The organism is Lacrimispora sp. YZC11 (assembly GCF_057543815.1).
Genome location: NZ_BAAJYQ010000006.1, coordinates 552,073 through 565,325 on the forward strand (window position 1 = coordinate 552,073; position 13,253 = coordinate 565,325).

At 46.7% G+C, this 13,253-nt stretch carries 9 protein-coding genes; all 9 read right to left on the reverse strand.

Features of this window, described 5'->3' with window-relative positions:
- Positions 1–8: 8 nt before the first annotated feature.
- The 9 genes from AC27IJ_RS08820 to AC27IJ_RS08860 all read right to left on the reverse strand — a co-directional run bounded on the left by AC27IJ_RS08820 (position 9) and on the right by AC27IJ_RS08860 (position 13,016).
- The gene (locus AC27IJ_RS08820) at positions 9–1,556 is read right to left on the reverse strand and encodes an alpha-glucoside-specific PTS transporter subunit IIBC (RefSeq protein ID WP_312501022.1); all 1,548 of its coding nucleotides are present in this window, start codon (positions 1,554–1,556) and stop codon (positions 9–11) included.
- Between the two features lie 213 nt (positions 1,557–1,769).
- Positions 1,770–3,167, reverse strand: a complete 1,398-nt coding sequence (gene radA, locus AC27IJ_RS08825) for a DNA repair protein RadA (protein ID WP_312442283.1) — start codon at positions 3,165–3,167, stop codon at positions 1,770–1,772.
- A gap of 162 nt (positions 3,168–3,329) precedes the next feature.
- Entirely contained in the window at positions 3,330–3,743 is a 414-nt protein-coding gene (locus tag AC27IJ_RS08830) for an endosialidase (RefSeq protein ID WP_312442281.1), read from the reverse strand.
- A gap of 101 nt (positions 3,744–3,844) precedes the next feature.
- Positions 3,845–6,295, reverse strand: a complete 2,451-nt coding sequence (locus tag AC27IJ_RS08835; RefSeq protein WP_312442280.1) for an ATP-dependent Clp protease ATP-binding subunit — start codon at positions 6,293–6,295, stop codon at positions 3,845–3,847.
- Between the two features lie 109 nt (positions 6,296–6,404).
- Complete coding sequence (locus AC27IJ_RS08840) at positions 6,405–7,436, reverse strand: ATP--guanido phosphotransferase (RefSeq protein ID WP_312442279.1); 1,032 nt, start codon at positions 7,434–7,436, stop codon at positions 6,405–6,407.
- A complete protein-coding gene (locus AC27IJ_RS08845) occupies positions 7,429–8,049 on the reverse strand; it encodes an excinuclease ABC subunit B (protein WP_312442277.1) in 621 nt (206 codons plus the stop codon). Before AC27IJ_RS08845 ends, AC27IJ_RS08840 begins: the two co-directional genes overlap by 8 nt.
- Positions 8,050–8,071: 22 nt before the next feature.
- Positions 8,072–8,458, reverse strand: a complete 387-nt coding sequence (locus AC27IJ_RS08850) for a GntR family transcriptional regulator (protein ID WP_312442274.1) — start codon at positions 8,456–8,458, stop codon at positions 8,072–8,074.
- 358 nt (positions 8,459–8,816) lie between these two features.
- Complete coding sequence (locus tag AC27IJ_RS08855; RefSeq protein WP_313260260.1) at positions 8,817–10,649, reverse strand: cadherin-like beta sandwich domain-containing protein; 1,833 nt, start codon at positions 10,647–10,649, stop codon at positions 8,817–8,819.
- Between the two features lie 24 nt (positions 10,650–10,673).
- Positions 10,674–13,016 (reverse strand): dockerin type I domain-containing protein, encoded by a 2,343-nt coding sequence (locus tag AC27IJ_RS08860; RefSeq protein WP_313260259.1) that lies wholly within the window; start codon positions 13,014–13,016, stop codon positions 10,674–10,676.
- Positions 13,017–13,253: the final 237 nt, after the last annotated feature.

Genomic DNA, 13,253 nt, shown 5'->3' on the forward strand with positions numbered 1-13,253 from the left:
TTATTCATTTATAACAGTTTTTCAAATTCATTTTTTACATTTTCTACATCAAAACCAATGATAACCTGTATTGCTTTCCCTTTACGGACAACGCCTTTTGCATTATATTTCTTAAAATCCTCATCTGCTGCAACAAGGCTTTCCTCTTTTACACTGAGACGCAATCTTGTCATACAGTTTGTAACGCTTTCGATATTTTCCTTACCTCCCAAAGCCTGTAAAAAGCCAACAGCTTCGTCATGGAAGACATTTGATGAAGAACTGGTCTGTTTACCTAATTCTACTTCACTGCCCATATCCTTTTCTCTGCCGGGAGTCATAATATTGAATTTCTTTATCGCCCAGTAAAATACCACAAAATAGATAACGGAGAAGATCAAACCGATCACAATATGAGTAATAACTTCTCCCATATGATTCTTCATCATCGGCATCCAATTGTAGGTGATATAATCCATGAGTCCCCCGCCTTGATAACCAACGACTCCGAACATGTACAAAACAGTCGAAAGTAAAGCGGCAAGAACCGCACCTACCGCAAACAGCATGGGTGATATAAATAAGAATGTAAACTCAATTGGCTCAGTAATACCGCATAATACAGCAGGTATTGTAGCCGAAATCAGCATCGCTGCAACTTTCTTTCTATTTTCCGGACGGGCCGTTTTATACATAGCCAGCGCTATGGCAGGCATTCCCCAGACGGCGCAGTTTCCATATAATGCAAATCCGCCGGTGGGAAACAATTCCTTTAAGGGTGCTGTGGAAGCGGCGTATTCATTTACGTGAGCCATCCAGTGTGTCCAGTTGCCGTCTGCAATTACCGCAGGACCTAAATCAAACGGTGTCCATAAGAAATGATGCAAGCCGGTAGGAAGTGTTATACGTTCTAAAAAGGTAAACAGGAATACGCCTAAATTACCGGACTTTGATAAGAACTCCTGCAATCCTAAAATAGCGGATTGAACGCCAGGCCATACAACGCACACGGCAAAAGCCATTGGTATCATGAAAACAAATCCAATAATGACAATCAAAGCGGATCCTTGAAAAGAACTTATTAAGCTGGGAAGCTTCTTATCATACCAGCGGTTGTGGATCCATACGGCAATTGCAGCAATCATAATGGCTCCAATCACACTCATGTCCATGGTTTTAATTCCTGCAACCATTGTAAGTCCGCTTGTGCCGCCTATTTCCTGGGCAAAATCCACATGGAACATGGTATCACCAAAGAATGTAAGCAGAGATTGGATAAAGTAGTTAAAAATAATATAGATTACAAAAGATTCCATCGCCGCGCGCCCTGCTGCCTTTTTAGCCAGGCCAATGGGTAATGAAATAACAAATAATAATGGAAGCTGATTAAAAATTGCATATCCCCCATCATACATCATGGACCAAAATTTATACCAGAGCGTAGTGTCTGCTGCTAATGCCCCCATAATATCTGCATTCATGAAAATGGTCGAGAATCCGATGATAATACCGGCAAATGGCATAAGCATTACGGGTGCCATCATCGCTCCTCCAAACCGCTGCAGTTTCTCCATCATAATAATATCCTCCTATAGGTAAATGTGATTTTTCGCGAAAATCTTCATCCGTAAATAACATATCATACAGGCATATAAAAAAATAGCCTTGTAAGCGCTTTCGGTACAAGGTCAGAACATCTGTTATTTTTCCCATTATCGCGGGAAATTTCTCAATTGCTTATAGATAAAGTAATATCTCTAAATAAAATAAGGGTGAAGCCTTAAATGGCTTCACCCCATAACCCTAACAACAGCCTCTCTCACATTCCCGACTCCAATCAGGCGCATCCCTTCCACCTTCCCCATCTTTCCCAGGGAAATTTCCGGCAACACGCAGGTATCAAAGCCCAGCTTCTTCGCCTCATTCACTCTCTGCTGTGCCATAGACACGGCCCGCACTTCTCCTGCCAATCCCACTTCCCCAAAAATAATGGTTTTCGGGTCCACGGCCTTGTCCTTCATACTGGACACAATCGCCATAATAATAGCTAAGTCCAAAGCCGGCTCATTCATACGCAAACCACCCGTAATATTCACATAAGCATCAAAATGAGATAAGTCATAATGGCCCCGTTTTTCCAAAACAGCCATCAGTAAATTCACCCGGTTATAATCCGTACCGGCCGCAGTACGTCTGGGCATGCCAAAAGCTGTTGGAGTGACCAGAGCCTGAACCTCCAAAAGCATGGGCCTGGTACCTTCCATGGAACAGGCTACCACCGCACCGGAGGCATCCTCCGGCCTTCCGCTGAGCATGTATTCCGAAGGATTTTTCACCTCGGAAAGCCCGCTCTCAATCATTTCAAAAACGCCGATCTCATTGGTGGAGCCAAAACGGTTCTTCACTCCCCGGATGATCCGGTAAGAAGCGCTTCGGTCTCCTTCAAAATACAAAACCGTATCAACCATATGCTCTAAGACTCGGGGACCGGCCACCACACCTTCTTTTGTCACATGACCTACGATAAATATGGCGATTCCTGCCCCCTTGGCGATCTGCATCAGGATATTGGTGGATTCCCTCACCTGGCTGACACTTCCCGGGGCGGAAGAGATCTCTTCCCGGAACATGGTCTGTATGGAATCAATAATCACCACATCCGGCTTTTCTTCCTCAATGGCACGTTCAATCAGCTCTAAGCTGGTTTCACAAAGGAATAATAAATCCCCCTTCACTTCCCCGATCCGGTTCGCACGCAGTTTGATCTGTTTTAGGGATTCTTCTCCTGATATGTAAAGCACCTTCCTGCTGTCTGCCGCCAGATTGCGGCATACCTGCAAAAGCAGCGTGGATTTTCCAATACCTGGATCACCGCCAACCAGCACAAGAGAGCCTTTGACTACTCCCCCGCCCAAGACACGGTCCAGTTCCTCATATCCGGTCTTCATCCGGTCCTGTTCGTCTAAGTGAATTTCAGACAACCGGGAGGGTTTCGCATTCATAAAGTGACTCCCGGCAGTTCCTTCCCCATTTGCTCCAATTCCCCTCTTAGCCGCAGGTTCCTTTTTTCCGGAAGGCTCCTCCACAAACGTATTCCATTCCTTACAGGCCGGGCACTGCCCCAGCCACTTTGCCGATTCATATCCGCATTCCTTGCAAAAGAATGCGGTTGTTTTCCCCTTTGCCATGGGAATTCCCTCCTAACCTAAGAAAAACACGCTTTACAGGTTTTTCTCAGTTGCCGCGGCATTCGCCGAAAGAATATGCATGCATATTAGTCAGGTTCATTGCCCGCGCAAAAATCTGGGTCCGGCTCTTCATAAAAGAGCCGAACCCAGCTTCTCATCCTGTTATCTTCGCTTGATCTTCACTGCTACAGGTGTTTCTTCATTCAGTTCCACGCTTATGGACAGCTTTCCGCTCATGTTGGTTCTCATGCCTCCAACGGCAGCACCATCCACATATACCTCATATTCGGTATCCTCTGCCAGCTGAATGGTCAGCTGGGCATCCTTGTCACCATCTACTAAAAATTCCACACCGTCATCGGATACGGTAAAATTCATGGCAGCAGTTCCTGGTACGGATTCGTATACGAACATGCCGTTGCGTTCCAGCTTGGTTATCTCATAAAATGTCTTTACTTTATATAAATCACCGTCGTGCTCAAAATCCTGCAATTTTGACTTTGTCTTTAATTTGTAATTTCCAAAACTGATCGTTCCGTCTTGTTCTGTGCGGATTAACTCTTCAATTACCGGCATTGGTTTGCCCTCCTAGTATTTTGTTTACTTATCCTTTTTAAAGCGATGAACAAATGTTTACGCTTGTAGCTATTATACACGAATTGATATAAAATGGCTAGCTATTTTACCAGCTCCTTAACAGAAAATTTTAGTCCGTCCTCACCGGCTGCCACAATAACGTGATTCCCTGTTTTTACCGTTCCATTTAATATCTCTTCTGCAAGTTTATCCTCCAGGCAGTTCTGAATGGTACGCCTTAACGGCCTTGCACCGTATTTCACATCATATCCCTTATTGATCAGGTATTCCTTAGCATCCTCTTCGATTGTCAGGGTGATGCTCATCTGTTCCGATGTCCGCTTCATGATATCCTTCACCATGATCGTCACGATATCCTTCATGTGAGTCTTATTTAACGTATGGAATACGATGATCTCATCGATCCTGTTAATGAATTCCGGCTTGAACAGACGCTTTACTTCCTCCATTACCCGGTCCTTCATGATCTTGTAATCAGCCTTTTCATCCGCAGCCGCACCAAAGCCCAGACGTTTGGGAGATATGATATTCTCCGCTCCGGCATTAGAGGTCATGATGATGATGGTATTCTTAAAATCAATCTTCCGGCCCTGTGCATCTGTAATATGGCCGTCATCAAGCACCTGGAGCAGGATATTAAATACATCGGGATGGGCCTTTTCGATCTCATCAAACAAGATAACGGAATAAGGATTCCTGCGGACTTTTTCGCTAAGCTGTCCGCCTTCGTCATAGCCTACGTATCCTGGTGGCGAGCCAATCATCTTGGAAACGCTATGCTTTTCCATATATTCAGACATGTCTACCCGGATCATAGCGTTTTCTGTACCGAACATGGCTTCGGAAAGAGCCTTGGATAACTCAGTTTTTCCCACACCAGTAGGCCCTAAAAACAGGAAGGAGCCAATGGGGCGCTTGGGGTCCTTAAGTCCCACTCTTCCCCGCCGTATGGCCTTTGAAACAGCGGTAACTGCTTCCTCCTGACCGATTACTCTCTCATGGAGAATGGTTTCCAGATTGCGGAGGCGTTCGCTTTCTCCCTCTTCCAGCTTTCTTACGGGAATTTTGGTCCAGCTTGATACCACATCAGCAATCTCTCCCTCATCTACTATGAGGTTTTTTGAAGTTTTTTCCTTCTGCCAACGTTCCCGGATCTTTTCTATCTTTTCCCGCTTCTTTTCCTGCTTCTTTTTAATAGCCCCTGCCTTTTCGTAAGCTTCAGCCTTAATAGCGGCTTCCTTCTGGTCCTCCAGCAGTTCGATCTCTGCCTCCAGTTCCTTAATCTCTGCCGGCTCCACAAAAGTGGTCAAACGCACCTTGGAAGAAGCCTCGTCAATGACATCAATGGCTTTATCCGGAAGGAAACGGTCATTGATATACCTGGAAGCCAGCTTTACCGCAGCTTTTAAGGCATCGTCTGTAATGGTTACCTTGTGATGGTCCTCATACCGTCCTTTAAGCCCTCTTAATATGCCGATAGCAGCCTCTTCGGAAGGTTCCTCCACCGTAACCGGCTGGAAACGCCGTTCCAGGGCAGAGTCCTTTTCAATATATTTACGGTACTCTTCAATGGTGGTGGCGCCGATCAGCTGCAATTCTCCTCTTGCCAGGGAGGGTTTTAATATATTGGAGGCGTCAATGGCTCCCTCCGCTCCGCCGGCACCGATAATAGTATGGATTTCATCGATGAACAGAAGGACTTCCCCATCATCGATCACCTCGGCAATCACCTTTTTAATTCTCTCTTCAAATTCTCCCCTGTATTTGGAACCGGCCACCATGCCGGATAAATCCAGGGTCAGAAGCCGTCTTCCTGCAATGGTTTCAGGCACGTCGCCTTCTACTATCATCTGCGCAAGGCCTTCCACAACTGCGGTCTTACCCACTCCAGGTTCTCCGATGAGACATGGATTGTTCTTGGTCCTCCTGCTTAAAATCTGGATTAAGCGCTTGATCTCCGATTCTCTTCCAATGACCGGATCCAGCTTTCCCTGTGTTGCAAGCTCCGTCAAATCCCTGCTGTAGCTGTCAAGTGTCGGTGTGCTGCCCTTAGTCTTTGGCGATTTCATAAGCTCTTCCTTATTGGCAGGAGCATCTTCACCCATGGCTGACAGCACATCAATGTAAAGCTTTTGAATGCTGATTCCAATGGTATTTAAAAGCCTGGAAGCGACACAATCATTGTCACGGATTATGGAAATGAGCAAATGCTCCGTACCGATTAAGTTTGCCTTAAACCGCACAGCTTCCCGGTAGCTGTTCTCCAGGACCCTTCTGGCACCCGGAGTATACCCGTTGTCTTCTTTCAGCCGGACTGCCTGATCCGGAGCGATCAGCTGGCTGATCAGGTTTAAAACCTTATCCTCTTTTACCCCGTTTTCTTCCAGTACCCTGGCAGCCACTCCGCCGCCCTCTTCTAAAAGACCGATTAATAAGTGTTCCGTTCCAACATAGCTGTGGCCGAGACGTTCCGCTGCCTTCACGGCTAAATTAATGGCTGTCCTGGCCTTTGTCGTAAATCTGTCTATCATAAATGCAATCCTCCTGTCATTTTAATTTACGCGGGTGCCGGGCGAACATGTTTGCATGTTCATTCGGCGGCCGCCGTGTTAACTATAAGAAATCCGCAATGAGCATTTCTTACAGTTCCGGCAATTCCCTCCGGATAAATTCCGCCCTGGCTCCATCCAGTTCTTCCTTGCTCAATGGACGGTCTGAAATCTTTTGCAGATTCGCCGGCTGGATTCCTAACATCAGGCGGTAGACGGAAAAGTCTTCCTCTGTGTGGATCAGACCGTCTGCCAGCCCTGCCATGATCTGTGATAGGAAAATCATGGCATCCCTGGAAGTCAGCCTTCTGGAGTATTTTAATACCCCGTAGGATTTGTAAACCTCATCCTCTCTCTCCTCCCTGTGCCTTTGGAGAGAAAGCTTCCTTACCTGTAACTCCTGGTTGGTCAGCTGGATCGCTGCCTTTGTAACCGTATCCAGGATCTCCCGCTCCGTCTGACCCAGGGTTTTCTGGTTTGATATTTCATAAAGGGAGCCGAAGTTCTCATCCCTTTCCCCATGAACGCCCCGTATGGAGGCCCCGAAGCGGCCCATATCACTGATAAGACCCTGGAACTTTCTTCCCTGGGACAGCATGGGAAGATGCACCACCACCGATGCTCTTAAACCGGTTCCCATATTGGTGGGAAATGAGGTAAGATAACCGTAATGGTCATCAAATGCATATGCAAACCGTTCATTGATATAATCATCGAGCCTGCCCGCCCGTTCCCAAAGCTCCTCCAGATGAAGACCCATCTGCAGAAGCTGGATCCGGATGTGGTCATCACAGTTAAGCACGATGCCTGTGTCTTCATTCTCAGAGATAAGAATGCCGGCAGGCTTTTTATTTAAGACGGCCGCCGAATTAAGTACCCGCCGCTCTTTAAGAGCCGTCCGGTCCAGTTCTTCCAGTTCCCCAAGCATGGCAAATTCAAAATTTCTGCCTTCTGCCTTGCCTAAATCCTTTAAGCCATACTCAAGTCTGCGGACCATCTCGCCGCTTTCTTTTTCATCAAGCGTTGCAGGAAACCGGTAATCCTGCCAGTTTCTGACCAGGCGGATCCGGCTGCTTATCACTCCCGGCCGACCAGTATCCTTCTGTTCAAACCATCTAAGCATCTGTCTCATTTCCTTTCTTCAGCTCTCTTATCTTATCACGGCATACGGCTGCCATCTCGTAATCCTCAAAACGCAGGGCATCCTTTAATTTGGCATCCCACTGAAAGATTTCCTCATGATTGTCTTTGCCTTTCCGGTGTGATGGCGAGTGCTCGTTCTCCAAGCCGGAGGCATCTTCCCCAGAAACCTCCTCCTTATCGCTGGTTCCCAACCTCATGTTCATGTATTCCTGCTTCTGGTAAACCGGTGTTTTTCCCGTGTGGACAAGATTTCCATGAAGCTGCTTTAAACTGTCTTCCATAAGAGGACCGAATACGCTGTAACAATCTGCACAGCCAAATCTGCTGTCTCTGACAAATTCATCGTAGCTAGTTCCGCAGGTCGGGCACAGAATCTGATGGAGCTTATCTGGCTCCTGATCCTTATCTTCTATTCCCAAAAGGCCGGAAAGCAGCTTTCCTAAGGGAAATTCCCCGTCAAAAATAGCTGCGTACACTCCAAAATCCATCTCTTTTGCACACTGGGCACAAAAATGATGTTCTTTCCTCGTACCATTCACTACTTCTGTATATTGTATATTTGCTTCGCGAATTTTACATTTTTCACATAACATAAAGAACCTCCAATCCAGTGAATCACTCTTCCCCCTGGCCCCTTAAAAACGACTGGAATATCTCGTCAACCAGCTGGTGAACCTCTTCACATGACACATTTTTACAGACTCCTCTGGCAAGCACAACACCTAAATCTTTGCGCATTTCATCAAGGACCTGGATTTTATCCACGTCCAGCGACACTACGGCCCCTTTACGGCGGTCCAGCTTGACAAACCCTTCCTGTTTCAGCACAGAGTACGCCTTATTTACCGTATGCATATTAATACCTATGTTGTCGGCCATCTGGCGCACGGAAGGCAGGGGGTCTCCTTCTCTTATACTTTCAGTGGCGATTCCTATGATTATCTGGTTCCGAAGCTGGATGTAAATCGCTTCATCACTGTTAAAATCAATTTGTAAAAACATATTTTCACCATCTTTCGTTATATCTGTTATACACATAATAGCACAACTCATTGCCTTTATCAACATAAAATATCAATTGGCATCATTCCCCTTTTAATTGTCATCTGTGCTCTGTCCTGCTGGTCATTATATGGTCGAACTTCTTAAATTATAAATTGATTTTTTCTATAACCCGCCCAGTAATCCGGAGATTTTGCATGGATTAAAAAAGAAAGGTAAGGAAGGTAAAATAACACATGGAATGGAATAGCCGCTCCCATATGATAAGAGCCAATAACGAAAGCACCTTCATTCAGGTGCTTTCGTCACTTCCATTTAATCTATTTTAATAGTTGGTAATTCAATTATTTACATTTCTTTAATCATCCAGATCCAGAAACTCAAAGTCGTCTTCGTCCTTTGTAAGCTCCTCTTCTTCCTTAAAGCCTTCCGGCTCCTTATAGCCAGGCCTTGAACCGCCTTTTCCCTTAGGTTTCCCGGAACGCCCTGCTCCGGAAGATGTCAGATCCCGTTCCAGGTCTTCTAAGCTGGCTTCCTCGAGAAAATCATCCTCTTCCTGGACTTCTTGTCCTTCATCTTCGGCGTAATCAGGCTCGTCCATCGATTCTTCCTGATATTCCGGATCCAGTTCCGTTCCGGAGCTTTGTCTGTCAAACTCTTCCCTGCTGTATCTTTTGATCTTGCTTGTGGGAATTTCTTCCTCCGGCTCAGCCCACAGCCGGTCATCAGCCGGTTTTTGTTCCTTGCCTTTTCCGGATTTGTCCCTGCCGGGCCGGCTGGGGCCGGATCCGTTTCCTCTTCTTACAAGAACGATCACGGCAACGAGCAAGCCAAGAGCCATGACGCTCACAGCAATGAGAATGTAGAACTGCCTGTAGTAATCCTTGGTCAGTTGATCGTATGTGTTTGCCATTTCCACATACTTACTATTGGAAACCCCGGAAGCATAATATTTTTGTATGGTCTTTTCAGAAAGATCATAACGGTAGAAATGCTTCTCCCCGTTCCAGTTCATTGCATAGAACAGGCAATACTGAGGCTCAGCCTCTGAGTTTTCCACCCAGCTGGTCACTCGCGCGCCGTCGATATCGGCCTGACGTTCATGGAAACCTTCCGGCACAACCGTATCTTTGTCAAGAGGAATGATGACAATAGCCTTGGCAACGGTCTCCACCTGTACGAACTGGGACCAGGAATCTGAGCCTTCATTGTAAATGTAGAATCCGCCGTTTCCTCCGGAATCCTTTAAATAAAGCAGAAGCAGGTCTTTTTCCAGTCCTTTTCCAGCCATGACTTCCGTTCCCTTATAGGTATAAGTCGAAGACTCAAAACCTTCTGGAAGCGCAGCTTCATCAAAGGATGAAGCAATGCTGTATTCGGTTTCGTTAATGGTCACCGTTGCTGCGCCGAACTCGGCCTCAGACGTTTCCGTACTTCCTCCTGTGGCAGGGGTTGTTTCTCCTCCCTCTGCTTTACTAACCTGAATGGTGTAATTCTTAACGGTCTGCCCATCCTCTGCAGTTACCTTGACAACTACCTGGTTTGCTCCGGCCTTTAAGCCCTTTTCTCCCTGAAGCGTTACATGGGCGCCCGCATTGGCTGCAACCGCATTTACTACCAGGTCCGTTGTATTGGCATCAACCTCTGCCGTATAGCTGTCAACAGACGCGGAAAACGCCGGTGTCAGGGTCCCTGGGGAAATTTTTAATGATTTCAGCGTCGCATCTTTTGAATATGTGGCAGGAGATGTGACCTTGACCGATGCATTTCCCTGCTTGCTTAAAGAAAGCGCCTGGGAATCCACATCATAGATTTCCTGGGAAGTTACGCTGATCTGGGTGCTTCCCGCCTGTAAAGCCTTAAACTTTAAGGTAAAGCTAAAGGCTTTCTGATCGGCAGAATCCATGGTTCCCAAGACCTTAATAGCACCTGCGCCGCCATTTGCATTGGTTCCGCTGACAAACTCCAAAATATTCGGATCATAAGCCAGCATGATTTCCGCCGTACCCAGGGCGCTGTCACTGGTTACTTTCATGCTTACCGTTACTTCGTTCCCCACCATGACCGATGGGTCAGAAAACGCGATCTTGGCATCTGCGGCCCAGGATACCAGTTGTCCGGGAGGACAGGATATGGCAATCACACAGGCCAGCATCAAACCAGCCGTCAGTTTTTTTAGTTTCCTATTCATATTGTCTCCTATTTCTGTTGGACTTTAAAGTCCGAGGATTTTTTTCTGCAAAAGCAGAAGATCCTGTGAATTCACCTTGCCGTCTCCATTTAAGTCAGCTGCCAGCTTGCCCTTCTCAGATATGCTTTCCAAACCCAGAAGGTAACGCTGAAGCTTCAGAACATCCAGGCTGTTTATTTTTCCGTCGCCATTGATATCTCCTTTTGCATTGGCAGAGGCATTGGCGGAGGACTGGCCGGCGGCAGGTGCCTGAGTCTGCTGCGGGCTGCTTGTGGCAGCTTCCGTCACCTTAATGTCAGTTCCAGGTCCCTGGGCTATGACTCCCGTAGAAGCCTGAACAGATATATTCGTGGAACCATCAGGAGCTATGGACACATTGCTTCCTCCTGGTGTTCCTGCATTATCCGTACCGGAAGGCTTGGATACACCGGGGCCGGTGTTGCTGCCAGGGCCGGAAGAAGTATTGCCGCCGGAACCGGAAGAAGTATTGCCGCCGGAGCCGGAGCTTGTTCCGGTACCAGCACCTGAGGAATAAGTCGGGCCATTGTTCTGGCGCACTACATGAAGGACGTATTCCCTGGCACTTCCATTTTGGGCAGTAACCGCCACCCTAATATCATTATTTCCGCTTGAAAGTGCTATCGTCCCTGTCCCTTTGACAGAAGCCAAAGAACTAAGGGCAGTTGCATACACGTTTATGCTAGATACTCCGGAATCCACAATTAAGTTGTATTCAAGGGTATCACGGCTAAAGGTCGGAGTCATGGCAAATCCCTCCACGCTTAAGCCGGACAGCTTATTGTTGGGATTGCCATCGCCGGTAGGCTGGCTGCAGGCGTTTTCAGGCATGTTGTTATAAACCGGTATCTTAAACTCAAGCTCTGTCTGTTTCATATCACTGTTATAGGCCTTTGAATAAACAGCACCCTCTGATGCAGCTCCCTGCACATTGGTCATATACTGGTGTTTATATAAGTTAGACCCCTGTACATTGAACTTCTTCAGATAAAAGGTATCCTGCCCAACTTTTACATAGTTATTACCATAATAGAACGCTCCGCCTAAAATTGATTTTTCAGGAGAATTCCATGGCCTTTCGTAATTGCCGGACTGGGACGCCCACCATAAGCCTCTTTGCACCGCAGTCATATTTCCGGATTGATATGCTTCTATATTGAAAAAATTATAATATCCTTCATAACCGGACTCTGTTCCTGTGATGCTTTTGCCTGTTCCGGAAGATCCCTGTTCCTGAATGATCATAGCTGCAAGGACGTAAGGATTCACGCCAGACTGGGCAGCCGCATTCATGATCATGTTCACAAAGGCGCTGCTGCCTGAAACCGTTCCAGTGGTACTTGATGAGGACGGTCCCGTAAGGCTGGCTCCCGGTCCGTATTCCATGGCGATGGGAAGGTTTTTTGGCGTTATGGAAGCCTGCGGCGGCCCTTCTAAGCTGGCCTTTCCTGAATCGGTTTCCGATCCTGCCCCAGCCCCAGGATTAATCGCCTCTCCCGGTCCTGTGGCCCCCCCTGGTCCTATGGCGGTGCCGCCGCCGGAAGAACTGTCCGTATTTCCCTGGTTACTGCTTCCGCCAGCAGATTCCCCGGATAAAAACGACCCCTTTACCATGGTCTTTAATCCTTCTGCCGTATGCTTGTTGCTGTCATAGGTGTGGGTCATAAATTGGAAAACATTGGTCTCATCAAGAAAATTTCTGGGATCCATATAATATTTTACAATATCTTCAGAAGCGGTGACCCAGGTGCTTCCGTCATATCCGATCCATGTACTGGAGTCCCAGTTATAAGCGCCATCTACCGTAGATTTCCAGGATGACAGGCTGTTGGTGTGGACCAGGGTTTTTCCTGCCTGGCTTTCTTCTTTAATGGCCGTTTTCCAGTCCAGATTTGTATGCTGTGCGCGGAATACCCACTTGGGATACTGGGCATGGAGCGAACGAAGCTTTGCTTTATAGCTTTCAGGAAAACCTTCTGCCGTAAGCCGTGACTCAAAATCCGCATCATTGGTATAGGAGGCTGGAAACTTTAGAAAGCTTTTAGAAACATATCCGGTAACCGCCTGGCCGCCGGAACCGGACACCCGGATCTGATACCAAAGCGCTCCATCCGAAGCGTTCTTTTCATCGATCACTGTTACCGATGCCCCATTCGTTAATTTTGTAACGACAGAATAAGTCGTACCCGGGCCGCTTCTCACATTCAATGAGGTGGCATTAACCGTTGCAGCCTTCTCCGTATAAGCATAAGCATTTATGTATGGCGAAACCGCTCCCATGTAAGAGTCCATCACCAGGACACTGGCCAGAATAACGGCCATCTTACGAGCTCTTTTATACTTTTTCATCTGTTTCTCCCAATATGTCCTCTTGTATTTAATAAATTTCCAATTACATGTAAATTATACATTTATTTATTATAATGACAAATGATACCATGTGTCAACTGAATCAGCTAAAGTTCAGACAAATGGAAATATTTGTAAGAAAATCTTTATACTTATAAAAGATTTCTCAGCTTCCTGCTCTTCACTTAGGAGTGTAAATACCTGTGCAAAAAAAGCCAGATTGTTAATGTAGGATGT